The sequence below is a fragment of the Caulobacter sp. GW821-FHT10F06 genome, assembly GCF_058809215.1.
The window spans coordinates 428,663-445,796 of sequence record NZ_JBXASK010000004.1 but is presented as its reverse complement, the minus strand read 5'-3'; the positions used below and the strand labels follow the sequence as shown (position 1 = coordinate 445,796).

Below are 17,134 nucleotides of genomic sequence, written 5' to 3'. Positions count from 1 at the left end.
CCGGCTTTGGGCCACGACGGAAATGCGCGGGTTCTGGCTTTCACAATATGAGAAATATTCCTATAAAATGAAACAAAGAGCGCGCTAGGGCAGAGCCGTAAGGCCTGTCGCCGCGGCGAAGCTTGCGTGCCATCAAAGACACAAGAGTTCGGGAGTAGACGATGCGACGCGCGCTTTTGGCCGGACTGGCCCTTCTTGTCCTCGCGGCGCCGGCCCTCGCCCAGCCCATCGATCGCCACGCCCTGGTCAGCCGACATGATGTGCGGCTGACGAAGGTCGATCCCTCCGCGCCGCTGATGGTGGGCAACGGCAATATCGGCTTCACCGCCGACATCACCGGCCTGCAGACCTTTCCCGAGGCCTATTCCGGCCTTGCGCCGCTGCTGACCGAGGCTCAGTGGGCCTGGCACAGCTTTCCCAATCCCAACGGCTACACCTATGCCGATGGCACGACGCCCATCGACGTTCGCGGGATCAAGCAGCCCTTCGCCTATATGAAGGACTGGAACGAGGCCGAGGCCCGTCCGGCCCTGGCCTGGCTGCGCGAGAACCCGCACCGCTTCTCGCTGGGACGCGTCGCCCTGGACCTGCGTTCGAAGTCCGGCGCGCCGGCCGCCTTCGATCAGATCCAGCAGACCGAGCAGACCCTGGACCTGTGGACCGGCGTGCTGACCAGCCGCTTCGTCTATGACGGCGAGGCGGTGACGGTGCGCACGCGCGTGCATCCGGTGCTGGACATGATCGTGGTCGATATCGACTCCGCCCTGGTCGCTCAGGGACGGCTTGGCCTGTCGGTGAAGTTCCCGGGCGTGTCGAAGACCCTCAATCCCGATCCCTCCGACTGGTCCAACCCGTCGGCGCACGTCACCACGGTGACGGGGCAGGGCCCGACGAGCCTGAGCGTCAGCCGCCAGATCGACCAGACCCGCTATTTCGCCGCCTTGCGCACCGAGCAGGCCGCCAGCTTCACGCCCGACGGTCCGCACGCCTTCAAGGTGGCGCCGAAGGCCAAGGGGCGGACCCTGGGCCTGGAGGTCGCCTTCTCGCGCGCCGCCCTGCCGCCCTTGCCCGTCCAGGCCGCCGCCGACCAGGCGGTGCGCGAGCACTGGAAGGCGTTCTGGACCCAGGGTGCGGCCGTCGACTTCAGCGGCAGCCGCGATCCGCGCGCCGCCGAACTGGAGCGGCGGGTAGTGCTGTCGCAATACCTGATGGCCTTGAACGGCGCGGGCGAGGTGCCGCCCCAGGAGGAGGGGCTGTTCTCCAACAGCTGGAACGGCAAGTTCCATCTCGAGATGCATCCGTGGCACGCCGGTCAGTTCGCGCTGTGGAATCGACCCGAACTGCTGGAGCGCAGCCTGCCCTGGTATTCGGGCCACCTGAAGGACGCCCAGGCCCGAGCCGCCAGCCATGGCCTGAAGGGCGCGTGGTGGCCCAAGATGGTCGGCCCCGACGGCGTCGACAGCCCCAGCAAGGTCTCGCCCTTCATCATGTGGCAGCAGCCGCATCCGATCTACATGGCCGAGCTGATCTGGCGCGACAAACCCACCAAGGCCACCCTGGCGAGGTACGGCCAACTGGTCTCGGAGACCGCCGAACTGCTGGCCAGCTTCCCGCATCGCGACGCCAAGGGCCGCTTCGTCCTGGGCCCGCCGATCATCCCGGTGCAGGAAAACCACGACCCTTTCACCACCCTCAATCCGGCCTTCGAGCTGGAATATTACCGTTGGGGCCTGGAGACGGCGCAGGCCTGGCGCGAGCGCGCCGGTCTGGCTCGCAAGCCCGGGTGGGATGCGGTGATCCGCGGTCTGGCCCCGTTGGCGGTCAAGGACGGCCTCTACCTGCCCGCCGAGTCGACGCCGGACTTCTGGGACGTGGCCCGGTCGACCGACTGCTCGGGCCACGCCGTCGATCCCAAGTGCATGAACCGCGACCACCCCTCATTCCTGATGGCCTACGGCCTGCTGCCCGGACGCAGCGTGGATCGCGAGACCATGCGGCGCACCCTCAAGGCGGTGGAGACCGACTGGGACCTGCGCCAGACCTGGGGCTGGGACTATCCGATGATCGCCATGACCGCCGCGCGGCTGAACCAGCCGGAGAAGGCGGTCGACTGGCTGTTCTACGACGCCAGGAACAACAAGTTCGGCGTGTCGGGCATGACGCCCCGCGTGCACCAGGACGAACACGCCCAGGCCTTCGCGCCCAAGGCTGCGTCGGGTGAGGCGGCGGGGCCGGACGGTCCGGGCTATCGCCGCGCGGCCGAGACCTATTTCCCGTCCAACGGCTCGCTGCTGGCCGCCGTGGCGATGATGGCCGGCGGTTGGGACGGCTCGTCCGGCCCCGCGCCAGGCTTCCCGAAAAATGGCCAGTGGACAGTGCGGGCCGAGGGCTTCAAGCCTCTGCCGTGATCCCTTGTACGGAGCGTTCGACATGACCCGATGGATGGCGATGCTGCTGGCCGGCGCCAGCCTGGTGGCGACCGGAGCCCAGGCGGCGGTGATCGGGATCAACAGTCCCGCTCCGCCGTTGAACACGGCGAGGGTGGCCGCCCTGCCGGCCGGCGAGCAGGCGGCCTGGAAGCGCTATCTCGCTCGATCCGAGGCCCAGGAGCGGGCCGACCGCGCCGCTCTCGCCGCCGAGCTGGCGCCTGGCGCGACACCGCCGCCTCTGCCCGAGACCGCTCACGGCGGCCAGGGCAACGGCATGCCGCTGAACCGCGAGCCGGCCTGGTACGCCAGCGCCGAGGCGCGCCATGTGGCCGATGTGATCGTCAGCTTCCAGACCCCGGCGGGCGGCTGGAGCAAGAACCAGAACCGCGCCGGCGAGCTGCGCTTGCCGGGCCAGGCCTATGGCGCCGACAACAACTCCAAGCACCTGGGCGAGGCTGATTTCGACGCCGCCCGCGATCCCAGCTGGGGTTATGTCGGCACGCTCGACAACAACGCCACGATCACCGAACTGCGCTTCCTGGCCAAGGTGATCGACCAGGCGCCGGGCGAGGACGGCAAGGCCTGGCGGGCCAGCTTCCTGCGCGGTGTCCGCTACCTGCTGGCCGCCCAGTTTCCCAACGGCGGCTGGCCCCAGGTCTGGCCCCTGGAGGGCGGCTATCATGACGCGGTCACCTTCAACGACAATGCGGTTTCCGAGGCGGTCTCGTTGCTGACCGAGGTCGGCGAGGGCGAGGCGGCCTACGCCTTCGTGCCGGCCGAACTGCGGTCGGAGGCGCGCGCGGCGGCCGGCCGGGGGCGGGCCTGCATCCTGGCGGCCCAGATCCGCGTCGGTGGTCGCCGGACCGTGTGGGGGCAGCAGCACGACGCCCTGACCCTGAAGCCCGTGGCGGGGCGCAATTTCGAGCCGGCGGCGCTGTCGAGCGCCGAGAGCGCCGATCTGCTGGTCTATCTGATGGAACTGCCCAAGCCGTCGCCGGCCGAGGTGTCGGCCGTCCATGACGGGATCGCCTGGCTGAAGGCCGCGGCCCTGCGCGACAAGGCCTGGGCCGACTCCCCGACCGGCCGCCATCTGGTCGACAAGCCCGACGCGCCGCCGGTCTGGGCCCGGTTCTACGCCATGGACAGCGGCAAGCCGGTGTTCGGCGATCGCGACAAGACCCTGCACGACGACTCCGACGATCTCTCGCCCGAGCGCCGCAAGGGCTATGCCTGGTACGGGACAGGCCCCGGCAAGGCGCTGGATCTCTACGCCAAATGGAGCCTCGCCCACCCCGCGCCCTGACCGGCGCGGGCGAAACTGTCATGAACCCGTGCTAGGCGCCGCTCATGGTTTCGAGAGGCTCGCCTGTTTCCGCTCGTCTCGCCTGCGCCGATGGCGGGCGCGGATGACCGATCTCGCCAGCCTGCGCGCCCAGCGCCACGACCTCTATCATTTCATCGTCCGCCGCACGCGCGATCCCGCCGCCGCCGACGATCTGGTGCAGGAAACCCTGCTGCGCCTGATGACCTACGAGCGGGCGCGGACGGTCGTCGATCGCGCGGCCCTGGGCTACCGGATCGCGCTGAACCTCGTCCGCGACCATTTCCGCCATCGCAGCCGCCGAGCGGTCGAGGCGCTGGACGACGACATTCCCTGCGAGGCCCCGGCACCGGAGCAGATCCTGATGCATCGCCAGAAGGTCGAGGTGTTCGGAAAGGCGCTGGACGCCATGCCGCCGCTGCGGCGCGACGTTTTCATCCGGCGACGGCTGCACGGCCACTCCACCCGTCAGATCGCCGTCGAGCTGAACATGAACGAGGCGGCCGTCGAAAAGCATGTGGTGCGGGCGCTGGAGCAGCTGCATCGCGAGATGGCCAAGGCCGAGCGTCGCGCGGGAGGCCGCCCATGAGCCGGACCCGACAAGCAGCGGCCGTCTGGGTGGCGCGTCGCCTCGACCGCCAGGAAGGCGACGAGGACTTCGACGCCTGGCGCGCGGATCCCGCCAACGGAGAGGCCTTCGATCGCCTGTGGACCACGGCCCAGGACACGGCCCTGACCGAAGCCATGGCCCTCAGCGTTCAGCGCCGTTCGATCCGGCGGCCGGCCTGGGCGCCGATCGCGGCCTTTGCCGGGGGACTGGCGGCCTGCGCGGTCGCCCTGATCGTCGCCTGGCCGCAGCTGCAACTGATGACCGTGGAGCCCGTGACGTTCCGGACCGCGCCAGGCCGGATCCGCACCGTGGCCCTGGCCGACGGCTCAAAGGTGACCCTAGACGGCGCCACCACGCTGGAGGCGCGGATCGGCGCGCATCGACGCGCGGTCCGCCTCGTCGCCGGCGAGGCCTATTTCGATGTCGCCCACGACGCCGCGCGCCCCTTCACGGTCAGCGCGCCGGAGGGCTCGGCCCGGGTGCTGGGCACGGCCTTCGACCTGGAGCGCGGCGATGGCAAGCTGGAGCTGTCGGTGCATCGCGGCAAAGTGCGCCTGGCGCCGGCGGGCCTGATCCGCCGCACCGCCGACCTGACGCCGGGCCAGCAGGCCTTCGCCAAGGCCGGTCGGCTTTCGCGTCCGCACGCCTTTGATCCGTTGGCGGACGATTGGCGCTCAGGCTGGCTGGAGACCGACGGCGTGACGCTGGCGCGGCTGGTCGAGCGGCTGAACCGGGCCTCGACGACGCCGATCGTCATCGAGGATCCCGCCCTCGGCCGCCGACGCGTGGCCGGGCGGTTCCGCCTGGACGAGCCCGAGGTCCTGGTCCGCAACCTGGCCCTGGTCCACGGCTTCAAGGTGCGCGAACAGGCCGGAAGCCTGGCGTTGTCCCGCTGACTCGTCTCGGCGTCGCGGAAACTTCACAAAATTCCCTGTCCTGGATCGGCGTCGACCGACGTCTTCACCGCCGAAGCCGGCGAACGCGCCGCGCGAATTCGGGGATGACGCGATGACCTTCAAGACCTGGACCTTGCTCGGCGCGGCCTCCGCCGTCGCCCTGCTGACGGCCGCGCCCGCCCTGGCGGCGCCCGCGCCCAAGCCCGTCCTGGCCATTCCGGCGGGTGACCTGGCCTCGGCCCTGCCGGCCTTCTCGCGCGCCACCGGCATGCAGGTCCTGGCCGACCCGGCCCTGCTGGCGGGCAAGCGCACCGGCGGCGTCAACGGCGAGCTGAACGTCGAGACCGGCCTCACCCAGCTGTTGCGCGGCACGGGCCTGACCTATGTCCGCAGCGGCGGCGCGGCCATCCTGCGTCCGGCCGTCCAGAAGATCTCGACCGCGCCTGCGCCTCGCGCCGAAGCCGCCGCCCCGCTCGCCGAGGCGCCGCAGGAGGCTGCCAGCACCGTCGAGGAGATCGTCGTCACCGGCGGCTTCGCCAACTCGCTGGCCCGCGCGTTGTCGGAGAAGCGCAAGGCGACCAACGTGGTCGACGGCATCTCGGCCGAGGATATCGGCAAGTTCCCGTCCAACAACATCGCCGAGGCCCTGCAGCGGGTGCCGGGCGTGGCCATCACCCGCGACCGAGGCGAGGGACTATTCGTCCGCGTCCGGGGGCTGGGCCCGAACTTCCAGATCGTCACCCTGAACGGCCGCAGCGCCGCGGTGAACGAGAATATGCGCGACAGCGGCCAGAGCGGCCGCCAGTTCCGCTTCGACACCCTGCCGTCCGAGCTGGTGGCCGGTGTCGAAGTGGGCAAGACGCCGCTGGCCTCGCTGGACGAAGGCGCGATCGGCGGTGTTGTCGACATCAAGACCTTCCGCCCGCTGGACCTGGGTCGCAGCACCGTGGCCCTGTCGGCAACGGCCAGCATGCCCGAACTGGCCGACAAGACCGATCCGCGCGTTTCTGGTCTGGTCAGCTGGACCAACGAGGCCGAGACCTTCGGCGTGCTGGCCGCTGCGGTCTATGACCAGCGCACCTTGCGCCAGGACCGCATCACCGGCGTGGGCTGGAGCTATTCGGATCCGACCACGACCCTGGGCAAGAGCCTGATCGCGCAAGGGATCAATCTCTATCCCACCGCCATCCGTCCGACCCTCGAGCGCGAGGATCGCGAACGCAAGGGCGTGGTGCTGTCGGCGCAATACCGTCCGAGCGAAGAGACCGAAGTGACCTTCGACGCCAGCTACACCAAGCTGGACGACCACTATGACGAGCTGACCTATTCGGTGGACCAGAACGTCGCGACGCTGGTTCCCGGCTCGGCGGTGATCAAGGACAACACTCTCGTCGGCGGCACGGTAACCTCGACCACCCAGATCGGCCGCGAGGTCAGCGACCTGGCTCACGACAACCTGATGGTGGCCGGCAAGATCCGTCAGAAGCTGGACGACTGGACTCTGACCGCCGACGTCGCCTATGCGCGGGCCTATTCGGAGACGTCCAACCCGATTACCCGCACGCGTCTTTTGGGCACGATCGGCCAGACGACGTTCGCCATGACCAAGGCCGATGACGACGCCGTGCCCAGCGTCAAGCTGCTGACGGCCGATCTCAGCAATCCGTCGCTGCTGCCGTTCCGTCGCATCGAGTGGCGGATCAACGACTCGACCGACGACGAGACCGCCATCCAGTTCGACGCCGAGCGTCCGGTGGCGTGGGGCCCGCTGACGCGCGTCCAATTCGGCGTGAAGTACCGCGAGCGCTCGCGCGACTACAATCGCGCCGACATCAACTACACCACCAACCTGGCCAACAAGTATTTTGGCGCCGAGTATTTCGACGCCTTCCCCGTCAGCGACTTCCTGGGCGACGTCGACGGAACCCTCCCGACCACCTGGGCCATGCCCGACCCAGCGGCCTTCTGGGCCCTGGCCGACAAGACCCAGAAGGGCACGGCCCGCGCCGACCAGCGCAATTCGTATCATGTGTCGGAAGACATCGGCGCGGCCTACGCGCTGACCGACATTGACTCCAAGTTGTTCGGCTCCGCCCTGCGAGGGCAGGTCGGCGTTCGCCTGGCGCAGACCAAGCAGGTCTCTGCCGGCTATGCCGACAACGGCACGACGGCGACGCCGGTCCGCTACGAGAAGACCTATGAGGACGTCCTGCCGACGGCCAATTTCGTTCTGGAGCTGTCGGACACCCTGCAGGCGCACGTCGCGGCGGCCAAGGTCATCACCCGGCCGTCACTGGCGGATCTGGCGCCGCGCCTGACGCTCAACTCGTCGGGCACGGTGCTGACGGCGGTCGGCGGCAATCCGCTGCTGCGGCCATTCGAGGCCTGGCAGTATGACGCGACGCTCGAGTGGTACTTCGCCCCCGGCAGCGCCCTGATCGCCGGCGCCTTCTACAAGGACATCACGACCTTCGTTTACAGCCAGAAGACCAACATCGTCGTCGACGGCCAGACCTATCAGCTGACCTCGCCGACCAATGGCGGCCAAGCGACGATCAAGGGCTTCGAGCTGGCCTATCAGCACCTGTTCAAGGCCCTGCCGGCCCCGTTCGACGGCCTCGGCTTCCTGGCCAACTATACCTACACCGACACCGAAGCGACCTACTCGCCGACCCTCAAGGACGAGATGGTCAATGTCGCCAAGAACAGCTTCAACGTCACGGGCTTCTACGAGAAGGACCGCTTCGCGGCCCGCGCCAGCTACAGCTGGGTAGACGACGTGCTGCAGGACGTCGGCGGGGCGGGCCTGTCGGCGCTCAACGACAGCGCCTTCGGCTCGCTGGACGCCAGCGTCAGCTACAAGATCACGCCTCAGATCACGGCGGCGGTCGAGGCCCAGAACCTGACCGACGCGGCCCAGTGGCAGTTCGTCAAGGGCGGCTGGTTCGGCGGCTACACCAAGTACGGCCGCACCGTGAGCCTGGGCTTGCGCGCCAAGTTCTAGATCTTTCCGACAATCCCCTGAACTGACCCGCGCGAGCCCTCGCGCGGGTCGCTTTTTTGCGAAGCTCCAAGACAGAGTGTCGTGATTTGCCGGTAGAGGCTGTGAGTATGCAAAAGACGTCTTCGAACGCCGCCCTCATCGCCGTCCTGGGTCTGTTTTCGGCCGCGCCGGTTCCGGTGGCGGCTCACCCCGGCCACCACGTCCAGCCGGTCGCACCCAAGCACGAACCCGTCCGCCCGGCCAAGCCGTCGGAGCGGCGCTGGCTGGCGGGCGACCACCACGTGCACAGCTGGTTCAGCGTTTCGGTGAAACCCTCGGCCGAGCCGGGCCAGCCGCCGGTGCTGGTCAAGGCCGGGGACGCCAGCAATCCCATCACCACCAACGCCCGCCAGGCCGCCAGCCACGGCCTGGCCTGGATGGTCGCCACCGACCACGGCGGCCCCAACCATTCCAAGCTGAACCGCGACGAAGCCTATCCCGAGCTGGTGCGTTCGCGGCGCGAGACGCAGGGCGTGCTGCAGTTCTGGGGCATGGAGCTGGACACGCCGGCGGCCGAGCACTCCAGCGTGATCCTGCCGCGCTCCGACGCCGAGCGCGACGCGCTGTTCGGCATCGAGAGCAACTACAATCGCCGCGAACCCTGGCCGGCCGATCCCGCGCGCGACCAGGAAGCCTTCATGCTGGACGCTCTGCGCCATATGAAAGCGTTGCCCCGGCCGCCGGTGGTGATCGCCAACCACCCCTCGCGCACCGCCACCGAGGTCGGACGCTATGGACTGGTCTCGCCGTCGGAACTGCGGAACTGGAACGACACCGCGCCCGATGTCGCCGTTGGCATGGAGGGCGCGCCGGGTCATCAGGCTTCGAGCCTCAAGCGCGATGGGACGCTGGATCCCAAGGGCGATCGGGGCGGCTATTCGCGCTCGCCGACCTTGGGCGGCTTCGACCAGATGACCGCGCGGCTGGGCGGGTTCTGGGACTCGATGCTGGGCGAGGGCCGTCGCTGGTGGATCACCTCGACCTCGGACTCGCACCGCCACTATACCGACGGCGGCAGCGACTTCTGGCCCGGTGAATATTCCAAGACCTATGTAAAGGCCGCGCGCACCTATGACGACGTGCTGGACGGTCTGCGCAATGGCCGGGTGTTCGTGACGCTGGGCGACCTGGTCTCCGAGGTCGACGTCACGGCCATGACCGTCGACGGCGCGCGCAAGGCGGAGATCGGCGGCGAGCTGCAGGTTCCGACGGGTGGCGACGTGGCGGTGGTCATCCGCGTGCGCGATCCGGCCGGCAAGAACTTCGGCGGGTTCTCGCCCCAGGTCGCGCGTATCGACCTGATCCAGGGCGACATCATGGGTCCGGCGGCCGACCGCGCGCTCGACCTCAATCCCACCACCCGTGTCGTCCGCAGCTTCACCCCCGCCAGTTGGGCGCGCGAGGGCGAGGTGCTGTCGATGGTCTATGTGCTCAAGGACGTGCGCCGATCCAGCTATGTGCGGGTGCGCGGCACAAGCGGTTCGGAGCTCGAGCCACAGCCCGATCCGCTGGGCGAGGATCCGTGGTCGGACCTGTGGTTCTACGCCAACCCGATCTTCCTGTCTGTAAAGTAGGGCTGGCTAGAGCGGTGCCGTCGATTGGCGGCGGACCAGGGTGAGGCCCACGGTCTGGTCGGGCATACCCAGCTGACGCTCAGTGATCATCGCCAGCAGCTGCTGGGTGGCGGTCATGGCCATGTCGCGCAGGGGGCGGCGGATGGTGGTCAGGGCCGGCGATGTCATCGAGGCGAGGTCAGCGTCGTCGAAGCCGGCCACGGAAAGCTGGTCGGGTATCGACACCCCGGTCTCCCGCGCCGTCTTCACGACCGCCGCGGCCATGATGTCGTTGCAGGCGAAAATCGCGGTCGGCGGCCGTTCCAGGGCCAGCAGTGAAGCGGCCGCGGCCAGGCCGCTCTCGAAGCCGTAGTCGCCGTCGCGCAGGTGCAGCTCCAGCGGCAGGCCCGAGGCGTCCAATGCGTTCAGGAAGCCGGCCTTGCGCTCCTGGGCCGAGCGGAAATGGGCCGGGCCCTCGATCATGGCGATGCGCCTGTGGCCCAGGTCGAGCAGATGTCGCGCGAGCTCGGCCGTCGCGGCGCGCTCGTTGCTGATCAGCATGCAGGGATAGGACGGCATGGCGATCGAGGCGATGCCGATCGAAGGCACGCCCATGGCTGACAGGCGCTCGGGGATGGACGCGATCTCCGAGGTCGGCGGCAGCACGATCAGACCGTCGACCCGTGAGCGCTGGACGAACTTCTCGATGTTCAGGGCCACGTCCGGATCGCTGAAGCGCACCGGGTGCACCACCAGTTCGTAGCCGTGCTGGGAGCAGACCTCGACGATGCCGCGTTGCAGGACGCTGATCACGTGGGCGTTGGGATCGTCCTGCACGACGGCGATCAGATAGGAGCGGCCCGAGGCCAGGGCGCGGGCGCGGGAGCTGGGACTGTAGCCGAGCTCGGTGATGATCGCCTGCACCGCCAGACGGGTTTCCTCGCCCACCTTCGGAGAGTCGTTGAGCACGCGCGAGACGGTGCGGATCGACACGCCGGCGGCGCGGGCGACGTCGTCGATCGTCACCGAAATGCTCGCGGCCGGATCGGCGCCGATCATGATCTGAGACTCCCTTTGACAGGAAGGAATAGCGGCACGGGGCTAAATCGCAATCCCAACCGCTTTTAAGCGTTCTGGCCTTATTGCTAGCGCTGGCATAATAAATGATACCGGTAACGAAAACGCGTTGACACGATCGCCGCCGGATTGTTTGCATGGCCCCAGACCCGAAAAACGGGCGATTGGGAGGGTGCGATGACGATGGATAGACGAGGGCTGATGTTGGGCGGCCTGATAGGCTCCGCCGCGCTCGCGCCGCCCGTCGCCAAGGCCGCCGCGCCGTCCTCCGCCATGCCCGGCGCTGCTCTGCTCGCGGTCAGCGTCCGCGATTTCGGCGCGGTCGGCGATGGCGCGACCATAGACTCTCCAGCCATCAACAAGGCGATCGACCATGTGGCGGCGCTCGGCGGCGGCGTCGTACATTTCCCGCCTGGAACCTACGCCTGCTACACCCTGCGTCTGAAGAGCGGCGTCACCCTGCATCTGGGCGAAGGGGCGGTGGTCCTGGCGGCCGCGCCGAACGGCGTCGCGCCAAATGGCTATGACGATCCGGGTCCGGGCGCCGGCAACGCCTATCAGGACTATGGTCACAGCCACTGGAACAACAGCCTGATCTTCGGCGAGGGGCTGCACGACATCGCCATCGTCGGATCGGGCCTGATCTGGGGCAGGGGCCTGACCCGCGGCCACCGGTTCCCGGACGATCCGCCGGACGTCTCCGGTCCCGGCGTCGGCGACAAGGCCATCGCCCTGAAGAACTGCCGCAACGTGCTGCTGCGCGACTTCAAGATCCTGCAAGGCGGCTGGTTTGCCTTGCTAGCCACCGGCGTCGACAACATGACCATCGACAACCTGATCGTCGACACCAACCGCGACGGCCTCGACATCGATTGCTGCCGCAATGTCCGCGTCACCAACTGCACCATCAACTCGCCGTGGGACGACGGCATCTGTCCCAAGAGTTCGTTCGCCCTGGGCTATGCTCGTCCGACCGAGAACCTGACGATCTCCGACTGCTTCCTGACCGGCAATTACGAGATGGGCTCGGTGATCGACGGCACGTGGAAGACCATGCCGCCGGGCTTCCACGGCTATGGCCGCATCAAGCTGGGCACCGAGTCCAACGGCGGCTTCAAGAACGTCACCATCACCAACTGCGTGTTCGACCACTGCTACGGCATCGCTCTGGAGACGATGGACGGCGCGCTGACCGAAGACATCGCCATCAGCAACATCACCATGCGCGGCCTGGGCTTCCCGCCGCTGTTCCTGCGCCTGGGCAGTCGCATGCGCGGTCCGGCCGGGATTCCGGTGGGCAAGCTGCGGCGCATCGTGATCCAGAACATCGTCAGTTATGGCGCGACCCCGCAGCCCTCGATCATCGCTGGCGTGGCCGGTCATCCGGTCGAGGACGTCAAGATCAGCGACGTCTACTTCCACTCCCTGGGCGGCGGCTCGGCCGAGCTGGCCCAGCGCCAGCCGCCCGAAGCCGACAAGGCCTATCCGGACCCGGACATGTTCGGCGACCTGCCGGCCAGCGGCTTCTTCATCCGCCACGCCCGCAACATCGAGATGAGCAACGTCGAGATCGTCACCGAGGCCCCGGACGCGCGCCCGGCCTTCTGGCTCAACGACGTCGAGGAGGCCGACTTCTTCCGGCTGCGCCTGCCCAAGGGGCCTGGCTTCAAGCTGGATCAGGTCACCAACTTCCGGTCGTTCGGCAGCCGCTGGCTGGAGGATCGTCGCATCGACGGCCTGACCAGCCAGTCCTTCTAGGTCCGGGTCTTGACCAGGATGGGCGCGATGCGCGGGATGAGAACAGGGGCGGCGCTAGGGCTTGCCCTGACCATGGTGGCGAGCTTCGCGCCGGCGTTCGCAGCGCCGAAGGCGCCTGCCGTCTATCGCAATCCCATCCTGGCGGCGGACTATTCCGACCCCGACGTCATTCGCGTGGGCGAGACCTATTACCTGGTCGCCTCCAGCTTCCACTTCTCGCCGGGCGTGCCGATCCTGACGTCCAAGGATCTCGTGCACTGGACCATCGCCGGCCACGTGCTGCCCAGGCTTCCCTTCGCGCCGGAATATGATCTTCCCGGTCCCGTGCCGACCAACGACGCCGGCGCGCGGACGCCACGCGACCAGCGGACCTCGGGCCAGCGCTATGCCGGCGGTGTCTGGGCGCCGTCGATCCGCCATCATGACGGGCTGTTCTACGTCTATTTCGCGACCCCCTATGAGGGGATCTTCATGTCGACCGCGAGCCGCGTCGAAGGCCCCTGGAGCGCGCCGGTCGCGGTGGTCGCCGGACCGGGGTTCGAGGATCCCTGTCCGTTCTGGGACGACGATGGCCAGGCCTATCTGGTGCACGGCAAGGTCGGCGCGGGGCCGCTGGTGCTGCATCGCATGGCGCCCGACGGCAAGAGCGTGCTCGACGCCGGGACGGTGATCGTCGAGGACCCCAAGGCCCTGCCGGTGTTGGAGGGGCCCAAGCTCTACAAGCGCAACGGCTATTACTACATCTTCGCGCCGATCGGCGGTGTCGACACCGGTCCGCAGGCGGTGCTGCGCTCCAAGACCATCTGGGGACCCTATGAGCATCGCGAGGTGCTGGTTCCGGGCCAGTCTTCGCTGAAGGGACCGCACCAGGGCGGCTGGGTCGAGACCCCCTCCGGCCAGGGCTGGTTCGCGCATTTCAACAGCGCCGGCGCCTATGGCCGCATCGTCCACCTGCAGCCGCTGGTCTGGAAGGACGACTGGCCGTTCATCGGCGCGCCGATCCCGGGCGCTGGGTCGCAGGCTACCGCCGGTCAACCCGTCTCCCGGCACGCCATGCCGGATGTCGGCGGGCGGTTCGCGCCGGTCTCGCCCCAGACCTCCGACAGCTTCGCGGGCGCCCGGCTTGGGCCGCAGTGGGAGTGGAACCACAATCCCGACGACAGCCGCTGGAGCCTGACCCAGAGGCCGGGCTTCCTGCGTCTGGCGGCCGGTCCGGCGGTCAATCTGGTCAGCGCCCGCAACACCCTGACCCAGTCATTGCAGAGCGAGCGCTCGGTCATCACCGCTCGCCTCGATGCGCTGGGTCTGGTCGAGGGGCAGCGGGCGGGGCTGGCCATGTTCGGCGCGGGGATCGGTTCGATCGGAGTCCTCCAGAAGGACGGGGCGCGCCGCATCGTCTTCTCGTCGTTGGGCGTCGAGACCCTCGGGCCGGTCCTGTCGACCGGCGCCGTGGACCTGCGGGTGGCCGTCGCCGACCAGGCGGCGCGCTACAGCTACAGCCTCGATGGCGGCAGGCATTTCGTCGAGGTCGGGGGAGCGATGCTGCCGCGCTTCAGCTGGTGGAAGGGCGCGCGGCCCGCGCTGTTCTCCTATGGCGATCCGGCCCAGTCCGCGCAGGGCGTCGCCGATTTCGACTGGGTGAGCGTCAAGCGCGTCACTCCCTAACGCTCAACTCCATCAGACTTTTCCGCTCGAGACACCCATGCCCAGGCCTCTGAATTTCCATGACGATCGGCTGTTTCCGGCGGACGAGCGGACGCGCGGGATCGCGCGGGAGCTCTATGCGACGGTCAAGGGCCTGCCGATCATCAGCCCGCACGGCCATACCGATCCCAGCTGGTTTGCAACCAACGCGCCGTTCCAGGACGCCACCGACCTGCTGCTGGCGCCGGACCACTATCTCTTCCGCATGCTCTACAGCCAGGGCGTCTCGCTGGACGCGCTGAAGGTGCGCTCCAAGTCGGGCGTGCCGGACACCGATCCGCGCGAGGCCTGGCGGCTGCTGGCCAGCAATTTCCACCTCTTCCGCGGCACGCCGTCGTGGATCTGGCTCAACCACGTCTTCAGCCAGGTGTTCGGTTTCGAGGTCTTCCTGTCGGCCGAGACCTCGGACCTCTATTTCGACACCATCAACGAGGCCCTGGCGACCGAGGCCTTCCGGCCGCGCGCCCTGTTCGACCGCTTCAACATCGAGACCCTGGCCACCACCGAAGGCCCGCACGAGACGCTGAAGCATCATCAGGCCATCCGCGACAGCGGCTGGGGCGGCCATGTGATCACCGCCTATCGTCCCGACGCGGTCATCGACTTCGAGGACGAGCGCAGCCCACGCGCCTTCGAGCGCTTCGCCGAGGTCTCGGGCCAGGACGTGTTCAGCTGGAAGGGCTATCTGGACGCCCACCGCATCCGCCGCGCGGCCTTCATCGAGGCCGGCGCGACCTCTTCGGATCACGGCCATCCGACCGCCGCCACCGCCGACCTGACCGACGCCGAGAGCGAGGCCCTGTTCCTCAGCCTGGTGAAGGGGGAGGTCACTCCCGAGAAGGCCGAGCTGTTCCGCGCCCAGATGCTGACCGAGATGGCCAAGATGAGCCTCGAGGACGGTCTGGTGATGCAGATCCACCCCGGCTCGCACCGCAACCACAATGTCGGGCTGCTCAATTCGCACGGCCGCGACAAGGGCGCGGACATCCCGGTGCAGACCGAATACGTCAAGGCGCTCAAGCCGCTGCTCAGCAAGCTGGGCAACGATCCGCGCCTGTCGGTGATCCTGTTCACCCTGGACGAGACCAGCTACAGCCGCGAGCTGGCCCCGCTGGCCGGCCACTATCCGGTGCTGAAGCTGGGCCCGTCCTGGTGGTTCCACGACAGCCCGGAAGGCATGATGCGGTTCCGCGAGCAGGTCACCGAGACGGCGGGCTTCTACAACACCGTCGGCTTCAACGACGACACACGCGCCTTCCTGTCGATCCCGGCCCGCCATGATGTCGCCCGTCGCGTCGACAGCAGCTTCCTGGCCCGCATGGTCGCCGAGCACCGCATGGACGTCGTCGAAGCCCAGGAGCTCATCACCGACCTGACGTACAACCTGCCTAAGCAGGCTTATAAGCTGGACAGGCCTCGCTAAAGCGTCGTGACGCGGCGGCCGTTGATGCGGACGTTCTCCAAGCGAAGGCCCTGGGTGTGGGTCACGACACTGGGCCGGGTGACGGCGTCGAAGCGGCAGTCGCTCAGCACGATGTCGCGCACCGGCGCGGCGGGCAGACCCTGCAGGTCCAGCACCTGGGCCGCCGCCGTGGCGGTCATCCGCTCGATGCGCAGCTTGCGCAGCACCGGCGTGAAGCCGCCCTTCGCCCCTTCCTCGTAGTTGAAGTCGCAGAGGATGGCCGCCTTGGAGACGCGGCCGACCTCGATGTCGCGGCAGTGGATGTTCTCGATGACGCCGCCGCGCATGGCGTTGTTCTTGAAGCGCAGGGCGTACCAGAGATTGGCGCTGTCCATCCGACAGCGCCGGACGAAGACGCCGTCGACGCCGCCGGACACCTCGCTGCCGATCACCACCCCGCCGTGGCCGTCCTTCATCACGCAGTCCTGGATCAGGATGTTACGGGTCGGCCGGGCCAGACGTCGGCCATCGGCGTTGCGGCCGGACTTGATGGCGATGCAGTCGTCGCCGCTGTCGAAGCTGCAGCGCTCGATCAGCATGCCGTCGACCGATTCCGGATTGCAGCCATCGGTGTTGGGGCCGTGGCCCACGACGGTGACGCCGCGCACGATGACGTTGCGGCTGAGCACGGGGTGGATGGTCCAGCACGGCGAGTCGCGCAGGGTGACGCCCTCGACCAGTACGTTCCGGCAGTTCTGGAACTGCAGCATCATCGGCCGCAGATAGTGGCCGTCACCGAAGAACCGCTGGACGACCGGCACGCCCTGCTCGGCCATGCGGAAGAGGGCGTCGCGGGCCTTGCGCTGGTCGGGCAGGCCGGGCCGCCAGCCAAATTGCGCACCGCTGCTCCATGACCACCAGGCCGCGCCCTGGCCGTCCAGAACGCCGCTGCCGGTGACCGCCACGTCGCGTTCGCCGTCGGCGAAGATCAGCGGCGAATAGTTCATCAGCTCGACGCCTTCCCATCGCGTAGCGACGATCGGATAGCGGGCCGGGTCGGTGCTGAACGCGACGATGGCTCCCTGTGCCAGATGCAGCTCGACGCCGCTCCGTAGGCGGATCGCACCGGTCGTCCAGGTCCCGGACGGCACGACCACGCGGCCGCCGCCCGCCGCCGCGCAGTCGTCGATAGCCTTGGCGAAGGCCGCGCTGTTGGCGTCGACATCACCCGCGACAGCCCCGGCGTCCACGATGCTGAACTGTCGCGATGGGAAGACCGGAGGGCGGGCGTTGCGCTGGATCGCGCGGGCGGTCGCCCAGGCGTCGGCATCCGCATGGGCG

11 protein-coding genes are annotated in these 17,134 nt (G+C 68.4%); 9 read left to right on the top strand and 2 right to left on the bottom strand.

Translation table 11 applies throughout. The features are described 5' to 3' along the window. Window positions 1-161: 161 nt before the first annotated feature. The 6 genes from AC1RUS_RS11430 to AC1RUS_RS11405 all read left to right on the top strand — a co-directional run bounded on the left by AC1RUS_RS11430 (window position 162) and on the right by AC1RUS_RS11405 (window position 9,873). The gene (locus tag AC1RUS_RS11430) at window positions 162-2,408 is read left to right on the top strand and encodes a hypothetical protein (RefSeq protein WP_492916087.1); all 2,247 of its coding nucleotides are present in this window, start codon (window positions 162-164) and stop codon (window positions 2,406-2,408) included. A 22-nt stretch (window positions 2,409-2,430) separates the two neighbouring features. Continuing rightward, window positions 2,431-3,732, top strand: a complete 1,302-nt coding sequence (gene pelA / locus AC1RUS_RS11425) for a pectate lyase (protein WP_492916085.1) — start codon at window positions 2,431-2,433, stop codon at window positions 3,730-3,732. Between the two features lie 103 nt (window positions 3,733-3,835). After that, window positions 3,836-4,339, top strand: a complete 504-nt coding sequence (locus AC1RUS_RS11420) for an RNA polymerase sigma factor (protein WP_492916083.1) — start codon at window positions 3,836-3,838, stop codon at window positions 4,337-4,339. Then, the gene (locus tag AC1RUS_RS11415; RefSeq protein WP_492916081.1) at window positions 4,336-5,256 is read left to right on the top strand and encodes a FecR family protein; all 921 of its coding nucleotides are present in this window, start codon (window positions 4,336-4,338) and stop codon (window positions 5,254-5,256) included. The genes AC1RUS_RS11420 and AC1RUS_RS11415 overlap by 4 nt, the downstream gene beginning before the upstream one ends. 112 nt (window positions 5,257-5,368) lie before the next feature. Continuing rightward, window positions 5,369-8,260, top strand: a complete 2,892-nt coding sequence (locus AC1RUS_RS11410; protein ID WP_492916079.1) for a TonB-dependent receptor — start codon at window positions 5,369-5,371, stop codon at window positions 8,258-8,260. Between the two features lie 107 nt (window positions 8,261-8,367). Next, window positions 8,368-9,873 carry a CehA/McbA family metallohydrolase domain-containing protein gene (locus AC1RUS_RS11405; RefSeq protein ID WP_492916077.1) on the top strand — a complete coding sequence of 502 codons (1,506 nt, stop codon included), beginning with the start codon at window positions 8,368-8,370 and terminating at the stop codon, window positions 9,871-9,873. A 6-nt stretch (window positions 9,874-9,879) separates the two neighbouring features. Here AC1RUS_RS11405 and AC1RUS_RS11400 read toward each other — a convergent pair whose 3' ends face one another. Then, window positions 9,880-10,911 carry a LacI family DNA-binding transcriptional regulator gene (locus tag AC1RUS_RS11400; RefSeq protein ID WP_492916075.1) on the bottom strand — a complete coding sequence of 344 codons (1,032 nt, stop codon included), beginning with the start codon at window positions 10,909-10,911 and terminating at the stop codon, window positions 9,880-9,882. Between the two features lie 195 nt (window positions 10,912-11,106). On the opposite strand from AC1RUS_RS11400, the gene AC1RUS_RS11395 reads away from it, so the two are divergent. The 3 genes from AC1RUS_RS11395 to uxaC are packed head-to-tail and all read left to right on the top strand — an operon-like array spanning window position 11,107 to window position 15,814. After that, window positions 11,107-12,687, top strand: a complete 1,581-nt coding sequence (locus tag AC1RUS_RS11395; protein WP_492916073.1) for a rhamnogalacturonidase — start codon at window positions 11,107-11,109, stop codon at window positions 12,685-12,687. Between the two features lie 27 nt (window positions 12,688-12,714). Further along, complete coding sequence (locus AC1RUS_RS11390; RefSeq protein WP_492916071.1) at window positions 12,715-14,352, top strand: glycoside hydrolase family 43 protein; 1,638 nt, start codon at window positions 12,715-12,717, stop codon at window positions 14,350-14,352. Between the two features lie 37 nt (window positions 14,353-14,389). Next, window positions 14,390-15,814 carry a glucuronate isomerase gene (gene uxaC / locus AC1RUS_RS11385; protein ID WP_492916068.1) on the top strand — a complete coding sequence of 475 codons (1,425 nt, stop codon included), beginning with the start codon at window positions 14,390-14,392 and terminating at the stop codon, window positions 15,812-15,814. On the opposite strand, the gene AC1RUS_RS11380 is transcribed toward uxaC, so the two are convergent. Further along, window positions 15,811-17,043 (bottom strand): glycoside hydrolase family 28 protein, encoded by a 1,233-nt coding sequence (locus AC1RUS_RS11380; protein WP_492916067.1) that lies wholly within the window; start codon window positions 17,041-17,043, stop codon window positions 15,811-15,813. The genes uxaC and AC1RUS_RS11380 overlap by 4 nt on opposite strands. Window positions 17,044-17,134: the final 91 nt, after the last annotated feature.